The 15,322-nt window shown below is 45.4% G+C and carries 18 protein-coding genes; 3 read left to right on the forward strand and 15 right to left on the reverse strand.

Annotation, left to right across the window (positions count from 1 at the left end; genetic code table 11):
- Positions 1–82: 82 nt before the first annotated feature.
- The 12 genes from comGG to QN079_RS15060 all read right to left on the reverse strand — a co-directional run bounded on the left by comGG (position 83) and on the right by QN079_RS15060 (position 8,007).
- The gene (gene comGG / locus QN079_RS15005) at positions 83–454 is read right to left on the reverse strand and encodes a competence type IV pilus minor pilin ComGG (RefSeq protein WP_289230050.1); all 372 of its coding nucleotides are present in this window, start codon (positions 452–454) and stop codon (positions 83–85) included.
- A complete protein-coding gene (gene comGF / locus QN079_RS15010; protein ID WP_005227741.1) occupies positions 417–842 on the reverse strand; it encodes a competence type IV pilus minor pilin ComGF in 426 nt (141 codons plus the stop codon). Before comGF ends, comGG begins: the two co-directional genes overlap by 38 nt.
- Positions 832–1,146: a PilV family protein gene (locus QN079_RS15015; RefSeq protein WP_015510481.1), complete on the reverse strand. Its 315-nt coding sequence runs from the start codon at positions 1,144–1,146 to the stop codon at positions 832–834. Before QN079_RS15015 ends, comGF begins: the two co-directional genes overlap by 11 nt.
- Positions 1,127–1,600, reverse strand: a complete 474-nt coding sequence (comGD, locus tag QN079_RS15020) for a competence type IV pilus minor pilin ComGD (protein ID WP_034857584.1) — start codon at positions 1,598–1,600, stop codon at positions 1,127–1,129. The genes QN079_RS15015 and comGD overlap by 20 nt, the downstream gene beginning before the upstream one ends.
- Positions 1,575–1,880 carry a competence type IV pilus major pilin ComGC gene (comGC, locus tag QN079_RS15025; protein ID WP_015510483.1) on the reverse strand — a complete coding sequence of 102 codons (306 nt, stop codon included), beginning with the start codon at positions 1,878–1,880 and terminating at the stop codon, positions 1,575–1,577. The genes comGD and comGC overlap by 26 nt, the downstream gene beginning before the upstream one ends.
- Complete coding sequence (gene comGB / locus QN079_RS15030; RefSeq protein WP_289230051.1) at positions 1,877–2,905, reverse strand: competence type IV pilus assembly protein ComGB; 1,029 nt, start codon at positions 2,903–2,905, stop codon at positions 1,877–1,879. The genes comGC and comGB overlap by 4 nt, the downstream gene beginning before the upstream one ends.
- Positions 2,859–3,821 carry a competence type IV pilus ATPase ComGA gene (gene comGA / locus QN079_RS15035; protein WP_289230052.1) on the reverse strand — a complete coding sequence of 321 codons (963 nt, stop codon included), beginning with the start codon at positions 3,819–3,821 and terminating at the stop codon, positions 2,859–2,861. The genes comGB and comGA overlap by 47 nt, the downstream gene beginning before the upstream one ends.
- Before the next feature lie 88 nt (positions 3,822–3,909).
- A complete protein-coding gene (gene trmB / locus QN079_RS15040) occupies positions 3,910–4,566 on the reverse strand; it encodes a tRNA (guanosine(46)-N7)-methyltransferase TrmB (RefSeq protein WP_015510485.1) in 657 nt (218 codons plus the stop codon).
- A gap of 57 nt (positions 4,567–4,623) precedes the next feature.
- Complete coding sequence (locus tag QN079_RS15045) at positions 4,624–5,403, reverse strand: phosphotransferase family protein (RefSeq protein ID WP_005227730.1); 780 nt, start codon at positions 5,401–5,403, stop codon at positions 4,624–4,626.
- Between the two features lie 104 nt (positions 5,404–5,507).
- A complete protein-coding gene (locus QN079_RS15050) occupies positions 5,508–6,719 on the reverse strand; it encodes an ABC transporter permease (protein WP_289230053.1) in 1,212 nt (403 codons plus the stop codon).
- A complete protein-coding gene (locus tag QN079_RS15055; RefSeq protein ID WP_005227728.1) occupies positions 6,716–7,450 on the reverse strand; it encodes an ABC transporter ATP-binding protein in 735 nt (244 codons plus the stop codon). Before QN079_RS15055 ends, QN079_RS15050 begins: the two co-directional genes overlap by 4 nt.
- 77 nt (positions 7,451–7,527) lie before the next feature.
- Positions 7,528–8,007: a hypothetical protein gene (locus QN079_RS15060; protein WP_005227727.1), complete on the reverse strand. Its 480-nt coding sequence runs from the start codon at positions 8,005–8,007 to the stop codon at positions 7,528–7,530.
- 212 nt (positions 8,008–8,219) lie between these two features.
- On the opposite strand from QN079_RS15060, the gene QN079_RS15065 reads away from it, so the two are divergent.
- The 3 genes from QN079_RS15065 to QN079_RS15075 all read left to right on the forward strand — a co-directional run bounded on the left by QN079_RS15065 (position 8,220) and on the right by QN079_RS15075 (position 10,170).
- Complete coding sequence (locus QN079_RS15065; RefSeq protein WP_005227719.1) at positions 8,220–8,645, forward strand: HIT family protein; 426 nt, start codon at positions 8,220–8,222, stop codon at positions 8,643–8,645.
- Entirely contained in the window at positions 8,646–9,020 is a 375-nt protein-coding gene (locus tag QN079_RS15070; RefSeq protein WP_060792575.1) for a YtxH domain-containing protein, read from the forward strand.
- Positions 9,021–9,135: 115 nt separating this feature from the next.
- Positions 9,136–10,170: a peptidylprolyl isomerase gene (locus QN079_RS15075; RefSeq protein ID WP_005227715.1), complete on the forward strand. Its 1,035-nt coding sequence runs from the start codon at positions 9,136–9,138 to the stop codon at positions 10,168–10,170.
- Between the two features lie 170 nt (positions 10,171–10,340).
- On the opposite strand, the gene QN079_RS15080 is transcribed toward QN079_RS15075, so the two are convergent.
- Genes QN079_RS15080 through QN079_RS15090 form a run of 3 tightly spaced genes read right to left on the reverse strand, consistent with a single transcriptional unit; the run spans position 10,341 to position 15,164 of the window.
- Complete coding sequence (locus tag QN079_RS15080; protein WP_026008117.1) at positions 10,341–11,285, reverse strand: 3'-5' exoribonuclease YhaM family protein; 945 nt, start codon at positions 11,283–11,285, stop codon at positions 10,341–10,343.
- Between the two features lie 16 nt (positions 11,286–11,301).
- A complete protein-coding gene (locus tag QN079_RS15085; RefSeq protein WP_289230054.1) occupies positions 11,302–13,977 on the reverse strand; it encodes an AAA family ATPase in 2,676 nt (891 codons plus the stop codon).
- Positions 13,974–15,164: a metallophosphoesterase family protein gene (locus QN079_RS15090; protein ID WP_289230055.1), complete on the reverse strand. Its 1,191-nt coding sequence runs from the start codon at positions 15,162–15,164 to the stop codon at positions 13,974–13,976. The genes QN079_RS15085 and QN079_RS15090 overlap by 4 nt, the downstream gene beginning before the upstream one ends.
- Between the last annotated feature and the right edge of the window lie 158 nt (positions 15,165–15,322).

Genomic DNA, 15,322 nt, shown 5'->3' on the forward strand with positions numbered 1-15,322 from the left:
AGAATAATTTGTGAAGCTGTAAACATTCTTTTTCTATTTCTGTATGAAAAAGGATGGTCGAAACAACCATCCTTTTCCTGTACTATTCTTCTTGGTCATCTGTGTCTATTTCAGGCTCTTCTTCGGGTAACAAAAAGGTAAATGTAAAGCGGCGGCTTTTGACATGGCACTCGATCTGTAAGAGTTGTCCTTGCCGTGCATAGGTCAACTTTCCTACATTATAAAGTCGTGACCCTTGATCTGCCAATTCGTTTTGCAAGAATTCCGCATGAAACAGTTCACTCATGATGCGGGCTTCATAGGTTTCAATGGTTTTTGTATAAAAAAGGGCTGTTGTGCGGCTGTTTTCTAACACTAGCAATAACATCAAGCTCAACAGCTGCACAAACAACAATGCTGTGAGTAAAATACCGCCTTTATGCCGCCTCTTGTGTGTGAATTTTCCATTGTCCAATTTTCTGCTCTCCATTCTCAAAGGAAACGGTAAAGCGGATCGCTGCGCCAATTTTCTCAAAAGACACATCCGTTACTTCTGTCAATAGTGGTTGATACCCATTGTTGTCCCGCTTTCGCAGCACGCGATTGATGCGATCGATGGTGACCGAATTGTTTTGACTGCTTCGCAAATACAGTGTGGTCTCACTGACCGATAGATAGGTACAGGTACTTAATTCCCGTTCCAGCTGAAACAAAAACACATGCCATTCTTGATCTTTGCGAGCCATGATCTGCTGATTGACGGGTGCGAGGTGCTTGACGATCCCGCTGATCAGCAATAAGCAGATCGCCAATACCCATAAAGACAACAGACACTCCAACAAAGTAAAGCCTTTACTCTTCATACACGATCTCCCAGAGCTGCTCGCAGCTTTGGATGCGTGCTTGTTGATGCTGCGCTGCTTGCCAAAAGCGAACTTGATAGACTGCCTGACGCTGCGTCGTGTAGGTAATGGTTGACGCATCAAAGGAGTGGTTCTGGACTTCTTCATACAGCACCCGCAGCATTTGGGCTTTTTCTTGCAATGCCGCACTTTGCGTCAGTGAAGCGGTCTGCATTGCTAAAAACAGTAACACACAAGTTGCCAAGACCCCAAAGCCAATCAGGCTTTCTGCTAAGATGAACCCACTATTCAACGATTTTTTCATAACGGCCACTCCCAAATAAAAACTTATAGCTGATGGTTTGCTTTTTCTCCTGCCAATAGAAAATGATCCTTCGCAGACTGCTGTTGTTGCCGGATTGACTACTAAAAAGAATATCGGGAAACGCCTGCATCGCTAGTTGAGGAGGAACGTCGATCTTGGTGACTGGCTCAGTTGCAGCGCCGTAAAATGAAACAGTTGGTGTTGGCTCTGCTTGATAGATTGCTCGGGTTTGTGTGTTATCGATGATGGCCGATTGCTGCAAGGTATAGAGTCCTTTTTCTAAGCGAGCACAAAAGCCGAAAACTTCCGCAGATCGTTGATAGTACTCGATAGCCACGACGGGGAAAAAGAGAAAGAGACTACTGACCAAGAGTACCAAGAGACTTTCCATCAAGGTAAACCCAGAAAATCCCCTAGTGCCATTGTTCTCACTTTCTCTGCTCATAAATCGCATATTGTTCCTCAGATACATACCCTTCTGCAATCAATTCTTCTTTCGAAGGCACCCGATCTTCATTTAGACGAAAGAGTTCGATCTGGGTTTCCACTACTTTCACGATCGCCGCATTTCCTTTCTCATCAATGATTCCTCTTTGATTGGCAAGATTTGGGACAAACAACAAAACCAAAATACTGATCACTAATAAAACGACTAGCATTTCAACCAATGTAAAGCCTTTTTTGACACGCCAAATCCCCTGCTTGCGAGGAGATGCTACTTTCTTTTCTATCATTCGATCACTCCTTGGATATTTCCATAGATTGGTAAAAACATAGCGGCATAGATCCCAACGATCATTAAAGCAACCAACAAAAAAATCAGAGGCTGAACCCAGTGAATGGCTTTTTCGATTCGTTGAAACAAGCGTTCCATCAATAATTGACTGTATAAAAAAAGCTCTTCTCCTAACTTTCCTCGTACTTCTCCTTGAAAGACGATCAAAGAAAATTCGGGTGTGAGAAACGAGAAATGACGAAGTTTTTCTGGGAGTTCGCCCCCAAGTGTCAAGGTCACTCGCAGTTCTCGTGCTAATTCTTGGATCAAGGTAGCTTTATTGGTGTGCTCCATACACTCGATGATCTGTTGGATATCTAACCCTTGCTGAAACAACTTGCCCCATTCCAATGCGAAAAAACTCGTGTGATAACTCGTGTACAATGCTCCGAACAATGGCAGGCGGCTGAAAAACACAGCTTTTTGCAAGGCAGTGCGGCGGGCAAACACCCAGCGGCTGATCACAAAAAGCAGCACACTTAACAACAAGAAGAGGATAAGTACTGCTGGTGCCCAAGTGATGGCGCGAATGCCCCAATGACCTTCGTCGATCATGCCAGAGGCTAGCAATTGGGGCAATAAAAAGCGGTGCATCCCAAAAAGTGCAGCTATTAAAAAGACCAGTAACAAAAGCGGATAGGCAGCTACTTTGTACAGCAGCTGTTTTTGCTTGTTGACCAATTTGTGGTAGTCGACCATCCGCCGCAAGGTCGCCGTGAGATCCCCATGACTTTCTGCTAAATGAAGCTGACTTTTTTCAGTAGCTGATAACGACAACGGCGCTACCGCTGCTGCAAAGCTTTGCCCGTGGGCAAGATGGACAATTAGCTGTTCGATCACAGGTTCAGAAAACTGGCGGCTGCGCAGCAGCACTTGGAGGCTTTCTTGTAGGGAAAAGCCACTCTCCAATAACACCGTGAAGGTGACTAAGAGGGCTTCAGTTGCACGGCGTGGTAGCTGGGGCTTCTTTTTCATAAACTTCATCGCTGATCCACCCACTTTCTTTCACTTGTTTTAATACCTGCTGCCACTGTTTTTCCACTTGCCCCTCATAAAAGTGATATGCCAGCAATCCATGAGGTTCATTCGCTTCATCTGGCAGCAATCGCTGATAAATGATCCCTTGCAGCGCATGTGCCAGACGATCGTCTGTCCCGAGCAATTCCAGCAGCCGCGTCTTGGTTTCTGCTACACCTCGGGCATGGATCGTGGCAAATACTCGGTGACCTGTCAGAGCGGCTCGTACAGCGGCTTGCGCCGTTTCTTTGTTACGAATCTCGCCGATCAAAAGCAGGTCTGGACGATGCCGCAAGGACAAGCGAATCAATTCATCATAGTCTTGTTCGATCTTCAAATTGGTTTGCAGCTGTAAAAAGCGCGGCTCCTCGATCTCCACAGGATCTTCGATGGTAATGATTTGCCCCTTGGTTGCCCGAGCTAATTGATACATGAGGGTCGATTTCCCTGAGCCAGTGGGGCCAGAAAACAAATACAGCCCTCTTTGTTTGGTTGCCTGTTGGATCTGTTGGACGTCTTCTGCAAAAAAATAGCGCAGATGCTCCTGAGTCAAAGGGTAAATAAACCGCATCACGAGACTTTCACGCCCTTGATAATCACCGACTGTGGAGATGCGCAGCCGCTGCAGCTGATCGCCTAACGGATAACTGACTGCTCCTAACTGAGCTTTGCGTCGTTCTCCCACCTCCATTCCTCCTAAAAATTTGAAGCGAGTGATCAGCTGCTGGGCTTCTTCGCTGGTCAGTACTTGATAGGTCTTTCTGAGATAGCTTTTACTGAAAATCACCTCCATCTGTGTACCGCTCGGCAAAATGGCCAGATCCTGCATGCGTTCTTGTCTGCCATAGTGAATCAACTCATCTGAGAATGCTTGAATATCCACGACTTATCCCTCCTAAAAAGAAATACGCAAGCCTTTTGAGAATAGAAAAAAAAGACGAAGCAAATTTGCTTCGTCTTTCGTCACTTCTTTATTCCTGCGGGTCTTTTGCCACAAATTGGGCTTCCACCCGATAGATTCGCTGCCCGCGGCTTGAGAATTTTTCTTCATATTCCGTCATGATATTGTTCTCAAAGGTACTGTTATGCAGGTCCAACCAAACTTGTTTGATGATCATGCCATATTGAGAAAAGCTCGCTAAGGAATACTCAAACAATCCTTGGTTGTCCGTTTTGAAATGGATTTCGCCATTAGGTCGTAAAATTTGCTCGTCCACCGCTAAAAAGGCTTTAGAAGTCAAACGGCGCTTCTCATGCTTCTTCTTAGGCCATGGATCAGAAAAATTCAAATAGATCTGGTCTACTTCATTGTCTTCAAAATAGTTGGTCAAAGCCGAACCATCCACATGCAGCAGCTGCAAGTTTGGGATCTCCTGCTCGATCATTTTATCCAATGCGATCGAAACGACACTGATCTGCATCTCTACCCCAATATAATTGATTTCGGGATGAGCTTTCGCCATTTCCGTAATAAATTGACCTTTTCCCATGCCGATCTCGATGTGTAGCGGATGATCATTGCCAAAGCGTTCATGCCAACGCCCTTTCCATTCGGTAGGCTCTGCAACGACGTATTGTGGATGAGCTTCAATCAGCTCTTTTGCACCTGCACGTTTTCTTACTCTCATGTTTCTTCCTTTCCGAAAAAACAAGATGGAACCAAATTGCCTCGCTCCATCTTCTCTTCATTCACTATAAATTCGTTTTAATTGTAAAATCTCTGCATTCATGGCTTTGTAATCGCCCCGCAGATAATATTTTTTGACCTCTTGCAGCATACTCAACAATGCATACCAATAAATTTTTTCGATCACTTCGCTGCTGCTATGGATACCGTAGCGCACCAGCCAATGGGACCAGCTGGATAGCGGCACATAGTGACCTAAAATAGTCCCGATATCGATTGCTGGATCTGCAAACATCACGGAATCCCAATCGACTAAATACAAATAGTTTTGACAAACCAGCCAATTTCGATAATTGACATCGCCATGGACGACCGCGGCTTTTTGCTCGTCAAAAGCTGGAATATTGGCTTTTAAATACTCGGTGACCAAATGAATAAAACGGTTTTGAGCCACCGCAGAAGGCAGCTGATCTTGATAATCCATCAGCATTTGTTCAGGCGATCTGACTTGTCCGCCGATTTTGCTTAGCATCTGTGCCAGCGTTTTTGAATGATGCAAGTGATACAACACATCAATGACGTCATTTCTTTGGCCGATCTCATCGGGATCTAAGACCCGTCCATCCAGCCATTCTTGTGCGGAGAGCGTATCCCCATTTCCCGTCCGTTTCGTCCAGACGAGTTTGGGTGCAATGCCCTCTTTAGAGAGTGCCGCAAGCATCGGGGTCGTATTTCGTTTGATAAAGACTTTGTCGTTGTCCTTGAGCCCGATATAGGCTTTCCCGGTGTCGCCTTTGATCGGCCGCATACGCCAATCTTGATCCAAGCGAATATCCATCCTAGCTTCTCTCCTTATTTCGCAGTACCTCTTATTCTAGCTTCCTAAAGGGTCGCCGTCAAGCGCATATGCGTTCGCTTTTTGTAAGAGAGGTTTCCTGAGGATCAGGCGTGCATTTTCTTTAATCGCCCTGGCAAGTAGATGCCTAAAAAAAGACCCGCAAAGAGGAAGAAGCCCACAAAAGCGATGCCCCCTTGCCAAACAACGGGCAAGCGCAAGCAACAGATCACGCCGAAAAAAACAGTCGTCACAAGCAAAAGTGACCCGATAATTTTTTTGATTGCTGCGGCTTTTTGTTTTTCTGGCCCGGGATACAAATGGGTCAAAACCATGTATTGAAATTCATTGATCAAAGGGATCAGTTGGAAACCGATCAGATAAAGAAACAAGCAGCCGATCAGCAGACTGATCCAAAGCTCATCGACAAAGAATAAGACGAAGCCACCAATCAAGGATAACCGGACATAAAGACCGCCGTATTGCCCACCACGAATCACTCGGCGCAAGTAAAGATAAAGATACGTATTGCTTTGGGCTGGTTTGATCTTTGCCAGCAACCAGTCGAGGTATTTGCGCCGTTTGGCTTCCGTCGTGATTTGGGGAACATCTGTAAACAAGTTGATAAACCGATAGATCCGTAATAAGCGCGATTGCTCGGCTTGGATCATATAGTCCCAATCCAAGAGCTGACGGTTAGATTTCACGCCAAAGAGGAACCAGATTGCTTGGAGGATGCTGATCACCAACCCTAGCCAAGGTGCTACATAAATACTGGCAAGTGTGGCAGCTAACGCACTGGCGAACCAGATTCCTCGCTGCTGTTTGACTTGCTGCTGTGTTTCTTGATACAACCGAATCCGCTGCAGTGAAAGATCCCCCAGTTTTAACAGCCACATCATTCCTAAAAAGAAGGGAAAGGAAGCAAATGTACTGTTTGCTGTGACAACGACTAAAGGCATCGTTGCTCCTACGGCTAAAAATAAGACCCCAAAGGGCAGCCAGAGGGAATAACGCAGGGCTTGACTGAGGTAACTTCTCATTTGCCCTTCTTTGGCTAACAGAAAAATCAAATCTGCCGGTTTCGTCAGTGTCGCTAAGCGTCCCAGCGGTAAAACGAAGAGCCAAACAGCGACCACGATGATGCCGCCTAATGGAAACGGCCGCGGCAATGTTTTTAGCAATTCTGAATAATACAGCCCCAGACCTCCCACTAAGAAGGTGCTGATCAAAGCAAAATGATCATTGAAGACATAGCGCAAATAGCGTGTCATCTGTTTTTGATGCCGCTGTAAGCGTTGCGAGAAAAACTGCTTCATGCTTGACTCTCCTTTGTCAGTGCGAGGTACAGATCATCAAGGGAGGCTTCTGGTGCTTGAAATTGGCTTCTTAGCTGCGCCAATGTCCCTTGTGCGCGGATCTCACCGTTATGCAGTAGGATGAATTTGTCACAATACTTCTCTGCGGTTGCTAAAATATGGGTGGACATCAAAATTGATGCCCCGGTTTGTTTCATCTCATTCATCAGTTCCAATAACGCATTGATCGCTAAAGGATCTAATCCTAGAAAAGGTTCATCAATGATGTAGACGCTTGGCTCAATCAAAAAGGCACACAGCACCATGACTTTTTGTTTCATCCCTTTTGAGAAGTTTGCTGGGAACCAATCGAGTTTGTTTTCTAAACGAAAGGTTTTTAATAAACGCTCCGCTCGCTTCATGGCTTCTTCTTGCGGAAGATCATAGGCCATCGCTGTCACTTCAATGTGCTCTCTTAAGGTCAATTCTTCATATAAAGATGGGGTTTCGGGAATATACCCGATTTGTTTGCGGTATTGCTCTGGGTTCTCCTTCAAGGTCAAGCCGTCGATCGTGATCGTCCCGCTGTGAGGTTGCAGTAACCCGATGATTTCTTTGATCGTCGTGCTCTTCCCTGCCCCATTCAAGCCAATCAGACCAACGAGCTCACCATCGCCGATCGTAAAATCAATATTTTTTAAGACTGGCAGCTGGTTATAACCGCCTGTCACATTCGCTACTTGTAAAGTCATTCTTTTCCTCCGATTCGCCTAATTACGGCTTTCTGTCAACGTAGGCTCTTTTTTCAATCCGCTAGCAAAACCGTTGCTTATTTTTCTTTATTCGTGACTTGTAAGATAAATTCGTTTTCTCCCACTGTAATGGTTTCTTGCGGCAATTCTTGGCTGCCAAAGCGTTCTTGCCACAGTTGTGCATCACTCGCTGGAAAAATGACCATTTGGATCGCACCGGCGGCAAGACGGGTGGTAAAGGCTTGAACAGCAGCAGGTTCAGCATAGGAAACCAGACTGATCCTCAGCTCTTCTTTTTGATACCCTTGGTCGATCGCCCAGGTCTCAACGGCTGTCTCCAATTCACTCTGCACCGTAGGGTCCATCGCTGTTTCAGTGACGATGGCGGCATTGACTACTTCTTCTTTTGGGCGCGTTAGCGAATAGGTGATCGAACCTGCGAACACCACAAAAAGCGTGATCGCAATCAACCATTCTTTATAGGCATAAGCCAAGTAGCGGAGCTTCGCTGAAGTCGTTGTTTTTTTCTGTAAGGTTTCTTTGATGATCGGTTTCATAGGTTCCTTCTTTCCAATTGATTTCTGATATTAAGTCTAGGGTTGTTGGAATCTAAATGCAAGCGTTTCTCGCTCGCTTTTCGCATTTCTTTAAAAAAGCGCCTTTGTTGAAGGAACAGTTGCCTTGTTCCGACTTTTTCAAAGAGGAAACCAGACGAAAAAAAGCAAAATATGGTAAAGTAGAGGTAATAGATCAAGGAGGTTTTTTTACAATGGAAAATTGTATTTTTTGTAAAATCAACAATCGTGAGATCCCTAGCTACAAAGTCTACGAGGATGAGCAAGTTTATGCCTTTTTAGATATTTCCCAAGTCACCCCTGGTCATACATTGGTGATTCCCAAAACCCATGTGACGGATATTTTTGAGTACGATGAAACGTTGGCAGCAGCGGTTTTTGCCCGCATCCCTAAGATTGCTCGGGCGATCGAAAAAGCCTTCCCTGAGATCGAAGGCTTAAATATCATCAACAACAATAAAGAATTGGCGTACCAATCGGTCTTCCATTCCCATGTCCATTTGATTCCTCGTTACAGCAAAGACGATGATTTCAAGATCCATTTTGGCAATCACGCAGACAATTACACGGGGGAAGAACTAGCGGCAATCGCCGAAAAAATTGGAAAGCAGGTGGACTAAATGATCGGCAATTTTCTTAAAGGACTATTATTCGGGTCCATCGCCGGCGGCTTAGGCGGTTTGCTTTTTGCACCGAAAAGCGGCAATGAAACCCGTGAAGAATTGATTCGCTATTTAGATGACACGACAGAAGCGACCTTAGAATTCAATGACAGCGTCAAACAGCTAAAAGATGCCGTAATGGTGACCCGCAAAACGATCGACGAAACGATCCCTGTTGTTACGGAGTCTTTCACGAAAGATTTGGAAGCCTTCAAATTCCAAGCCCAACCGCGCCTTGCTCGGATCAAGACCCAAATGGAGCAATTGAATCAACACATTACGACGATTCAAGCCCAAAGCGCAGCGGATGACAAACAAATCGAAAATTTGTAGTTTTTATGAATTTTGTTTGAAACATCCACTGTTTTCTTCCCAACCATTTCTAGAAGTGGTATAGTAGGTGCAGTGATTATTATGAATCTTTTTAGAATTAGGAGTGCTTAAACGAATGAAGAAAAAATTACTTTTAGTAGCAGTCAGTGCAATGAGTCTTTTTGCATTAGCGGCTTGTGGAAACTCAAGTGAGGAAATCGCAACAATGAAGGGCGGTAAAATCACTGTTCAAGATTTTTATGATAAAGCAAAAACAAGTTCAGAAAACCAACAAGCGTTGCGTCAAATGATCGTCTTAAAAGTCTTTAATGAAAAATACGGCGATGACGTGACTGAAGAAATGATCGACGAACAATTCAACAACGTGGCTGAACAATACGGCGGTAGTGATTCCTTTGAATCAACCTTGACTGCTTCTGGTTATACGGTAAAATCTTACCGTGCAGAATTGAAAGAACAGCTTGCGTTACGTGAAGGCTTAAAAGCCAACATGGATATTACTGATGAAGAAATGAAAACTGCTTGGGATTCTTTCCACCCAGAAGTAGAAGCACAAATCATCAAAGTAGCAAGTGAAGATGATGCCAAAGATGTCTTAGAAGAAGCGAAAAAAGATGATGCTGACTTTGGCGAAATCGCTAAAGAAAAATCAACGGATGCAGCAACAAAAGAAGATGGCGGAACGATCAAATTCGATTCTACGTCAACTGCTGTGCCAAACGAAGTGAAAACAGCCGCTTTTGATTTAAAAGATGGTGAAATCTCTGAAGTGATCTCTGCAACCAACACGTCGACTTATACGACGGAATACTATATCGTGAAAATGGTGAAAAACCAAGACAAAGGCAACGATATGGATAAATACAAAGATGAATTGACTGAAATTGCTCAAAACACGTTGTTGAATGATTCAACCTTTATGGCAGCAACGATCGGTCAAGAATTGCAAGCAGCCAACGTGAAGATGAAAGACTCTGACTTAGCAGACTTGCTTTCTGATTACATCACAGCTGCCGAAACAGAAGATTCAACTGCTGACTCTTCTGCAACGGATGCAACAGACAGCTCAGCAGCAGATTCTTCTGCTACTGAGGCAACCGATGATTCTACTGCAACAAGTGAAAGTGCTACAGATTCTTCTGCTGAATAAACAAACAAAGAAGTGCCGTCATAGCGGTGCTTCTTTTTTTGTGCCGATTAGATTTCTATCTACGATTCAACTGCTTTTTCCAGCAGCTAAAAAAACCACGCTAAGCAAGCCTAGCGTGGTTTTTGTTCTTTCTATCATTCACTTTGATCGATCAAGCTGCAACATCACTGCTACACTTCTTTCGGTACATAAAAACTCCGATTGTCCATGCCAAAAATTCGGTCTGTGTATTGACCAGGTTCTGTCAGGCGGATCGAGGTCAGCATCATTTGCATGGAAGCATCCAAATTATCGATCTGATGGAGGATCTCCGCTTCCATTATGCGGGGCCGAACAGGTGACCCATATTCTAACAAGCCATGGTGGGCTAAGACCATATGCCGCAAAACAACGATGTCTTCTTGTTTGTCATCAAATTTCAAAGCAATACAGGCTTGCGTGATTTCTTCATCCACTAAGACCAAATGCCCTACTAGATTCCCCGCTAAGGTATATTCTGTCGTCATGGGACCTGTCAACTCGATCACTTTTCCTAAATCATGTAAAATAATGCCCGCATACAGCAGTGACGCATTTAATTCAGGGTATTCTTTGACGATCGCTTTTCCTAAGCGCAGCATAGTTGTCGTATGATACGCCAATCCACTGGCGAAGGCATGGTGATTGCGCTTCGCAGCTGGAAAATCAAAGAATTCCTTTTTATACTTGTTCAACAAGAAACGGACGATGCGATTCCAGTGAGGATTTGTGATCTCAAACAAGGTTTGACTGATTTCTTCTTCCATCTCTTCTTTTCGCAAGGGCGCTTTTTCCATGTATTGGCTTGGTTCGTGGGGTTCTTCCGGCTTCGCTAAACGCAAATGCATGATTTTGACTTGCGGATTGCCTTGGTAAACTTCTCGTTTCCCATCTAGTAGTACCACTTTCCCGGGTTCAAAACGGGCGATTTCTTCATCTGATGCATCCCAAAACTTTCCATCGATCGTGCCAGATGTATCCTGAAACGTGAAGGCAATAAACTTTTTGCCGTTTTTCGCGATCCGTACATCGGCATTTTTGATCAGTAAGAAAAGTTGAAACGTTTCATCAACAGTTAATTCACGAATTTTTTTCATGGGCTTATTTGGCCGATCAGCCAAATCTTTCACTTCCTTTACTCAGATCCTGGATAGGCTGCTGGTACTTCTGATAATAGCTTACCATTTCTTGGTCAGAAGACAAACAAATTACTTGATAACTTTGTCCAAACTCTTTTAATAGTGCTGCGAAGCGTTCCTTACGAACACTGTCATAATGCAACCAACCATCATCAATAATGATCGGGCACAACGGGTGATTTTTTTGCAGCGCTAGATAACCGAAACGTAACGCCATGATCAACTGATCCTTCGTTCCTGTGGACAAGTCAATGATCGAAAAGGTCTCGCTGGCATTTGCCGCTACTAACAGACCATTTTCCAGAAGAATCTTTTGATAACGTCCGTTTGAAAGCTGTTCAAAATAAGTCGAAGCGGCTGACAATAGCTGCGGCAATTGCTGTTCTGACAATTCAGTCGTGACATCCGTCAAAATTGAAGCCGCCAACTGACGACTGCCCCACGCCACAGCGAGTTCTTCAATGACCGCCTTCAGCTCACTTTCTTCTTGATAAAGCTGATTCAAGGTGCCATTTTTTTGACTGGCTGCTGCTTCTAGTTCCAAGCGTTGTTTGTGCTCCGTCAACTGCTGCATTTGTGCCTGCAGCTGTGTTTGCTGCTGCTTGATCTGGTCTTTTTGCTGCAGCAATTCTGCTTGTGTGACTGGTTTGGGATAGATCGGTGTTAACATCCCCGCCAATTCTTCTGCTCGCTGCTGCGTGCGCTGCGCTGCTTCCCATTGCTTCAACCAGAGGCTGATTTCTGCAGGGTGATCTAACCCTTGCTGCTGCAAGAGCGCACTGGCTTGGGCAAACAACTGGTCGCGTTCGTTGCGGGTACGGGTCAATTGTTGGGCCAGTAACGTGCTAGGTTGTTGCAACCGCGAAAGCTTGATCGTTTGCATCTCTTCATGAAACTTCTGCAACATCGCCGCTTTTTCTAACAAGGTTTTGTTTTGCAGCGGCAGCCACTCCGCATACGGGCGGAATTGCTCCTCAAAGGGGGCCAATTCTTCCGTGACCGCTTGCCGTTCTTGATAGGCTTGCTTGCGCTGCTGCGAGTAGGCTTGATAGCTAGCAACATCTTCATCATAGGCGAATAGATACGACTGCCAGTTTTCCACCGGCAAATCACCAAAAAAGGGTGTCAACGCTTGGTGGGCACGGCTGATCTGCTGGTGCTTTTGCTGCTGTTCATTTTCCAGCTGTGCCAACTCTTCGCCCAGTAGATCCAACTGCATGAGGACTGTCTGCCATTCTTGCTTGATGCCTTGCTGCTTGTTTGGTGCTGCTTTCATCAGCGGCAAAATACTGCCGATGATCGCTGCGATCCCCGCACCTAATGCAGGCCAGCGCCACGGACTCGGCAAAAAGGTACCGATCACTGCGACTAGCCCACCGACGATCCCTAGCGGCCATAGCGGGCGAGAAACGGGCTTACGGCCAATCAATTGAGGATGCTGCTGTTCTAAGCGGGCCGCGGTGGCTTGCAAAGGTTGCGCTTTTTCTTCTAAATGCCTCATGCGCTTTTCGAGCTCTTCTAACTGCACACGTTCTTGCAGTAAACGTGTGGTTTGTTCATGGATCGAAGCCGTTACTAGCGGCGGCGATTCTCTGCTCCACTGGCGCTTTTCAATCAAGCGATTCAACTCTGTGATGGCGACAGTTTCTTGTTGATTGGCTGCTGCTTCACGATCTGCCAAACGCGCCATCGTCACTTGCTGCTGCAGCAAGTGATTGATCTGATGCTCGTGATCAAGGTAAAAGAAATACTTGTCTGATTCTTTTCCTTGCTCCAACTGATCTAATTCGGCTTCTTTTTTGCGAATTTCTTCCGTCAGCTGCTGATACTGCTGATAAAACTGTTTGATGGCTTGGACTTGCTGAGGATCGGCTAGCGTATCTGCTGGTGCCATTTGCTGCCACTCTTCATAAAGGCCCCAGTGACTCAGCTGTTGCTGATTTTCCTGATAAGCGTCATTCAATGCTTGATACTGGTGCCGCAAGTCTTGGATCTGTTCTTGCAGCTGGGCGATCTGCTGATACTGCTGTTGGATGCGGCTTTCTTCGCTTTCTTTTTCCGCAATCGTTTTTTGCAGTTTTTCTAATTGTTTTAACGCTTGATTCAAAGGCAGCTTTTGCCCTCGTGGCTTGTATTGCTGCTGATTGATGGTTTCATATTGCGCCACTTGCTGCAGCATTTTTTGACTGCCGCTGATCCCTAGAGAAATCAACGCTTGGTGCAGCTCATTTTCTTCTAGCTTATCGATCTGGGTCAATTGCTCTTGCTGAAAAGTAAAGACATCGAAGAACAATGCTCGATTGAGGGGCTGCAGGTGTTGTGCCAGCCATTGCTCATCGACCGTCTGGCCAGCGACATGGACTTTGGCACGACCACGGTCCACTTGCCGATAGCGTTCCACGATCACTTCGCCGAAGGGTTCCAGCGCCAACCATAACTTGCCACCGTAAGCAGCACCGTTTTTGGGGGTATAGTCTTTTTTCTTGGCTGTCTTTTTCGAAAAGCCAAACAAGATGGCGGCAATAAATTGATACAACGTCGATTTTCCGATCTCGTTGTGCCCAAAGAGCAGCTGATTTTGCGGATGAAAGGCAAAGCTTTGTTCATGGTATTTCCCAAAACCGGTAATCTCTGCTTTTAAAATTCTCATGACTGCTCCTCCCATTGAAAGTCGTCTTTCAACAATTGCTTGGCTTGCTGCAAGACTTCTTCTTGAAATGATTCATGGGTGATCCCCCGCTGGATCAGTGGATGCTGCAATAGATCCGACAATCGATCAGCAAACATCTCTGGCGACTCATACATCGCTAAAAACTGCAGCATATAATCTTCTGATACCGCCAATGCGATCTTGTCTTCATTGGCTTGCTCGACTTCAAGGGCATAGATCACTTGCAGCGGCTCTGTTTGTGCCAACCGTTCATTGAGGTAGGTCAGCCATTCATTTTTTTCCGCAGCTGGAAACCAATCTGGCGGCAGCTGCTGCACATCGGTCAACACCAGATGCAGCAAGCGCGAACGAGGACTTTTTAAGCGCTCGATGATCGCTGGCAATACGGCATTCGAGGCAGTCACATCCGCTAAGGAGACCACTTGCTTTTGCCAAGCGATCTCTGCGATCTCCAAGCGCTCGATCGTTGGTCCCTGCGGTGATAAGTCTGCCAAAATCACCCCAGTCGCCTGTTCTTTCTTGGTCTTTCCTTGAGGTGTACCGGGATAGAGAATCGGTGGCTGCTCTGAGAGCGTCTTAGGTACATGGATGTGCCCCAAGCCCCAATAATCATAGCCTTTTTGCTTCATTTCACTGATTGAAAAGGGGGCATACCGTTCACCGGCTTGATCCCCGTGGTAAAGCCCGATATGGTAATCCACCGCTGCTCTTGCGGGAAATTCTGTTACTTTATTTTCAGTAATCCAAGCATGTTGGTAGCTAAATCCACTGATTGCATAGGTTTCACCGTTTTTCGTTGTTCCTTGAACCGTTTGAACTTCTTCTGATGAAAAGAGAATGACGTTTTCTGGAAAAGCAAACCAATACCGTTGCGGATCATAATAATCATGGTTGCCGAAAATCATATAGACAGGGATCTGTGCTTCCCCTAGTCGTTGCAGTTGGGCAAAAAAGTCATGCTGCACTTTTAGACTCGGCCGTGCTTGATGGAATGTATCCCCAGCCAGCAAAACAAAATCGACCGCTTTTTCTAAGGCAACATCCACCAAATTACGGATGATTTTTTGATTGATGGCAGGGAGTTGGGTCTTCACTTTTTCAGATAACAAATGAACCCCTTCAAATGACCGGTCGATATGCAGGTCTGCACTATGTAAAAATCGCATTTCTTTCTCCCTCCTTAATGCTTCTATCATAACATTTCTCAGGCATTTCGTCAGCAAAATACGAAAATTTGTTCGCCTTTTTCATAAAAAAAACCAAAGAAGCGATTTTGAAACTTCTTTGGAAAAGGCTCTTGCAGTTGCAGCCGATTGCTCTGAAG

The organism is Enterococcus sp. FZMF (genome assembly GCF_030263915.1).
Taxonomy (GTDB): domain Bacteria; phylum Bacillota; class Bacilli; order Lactobacillales; family Enterococcaceae; genus Enterococcus_D; species Enterococcus_D casseliflavus.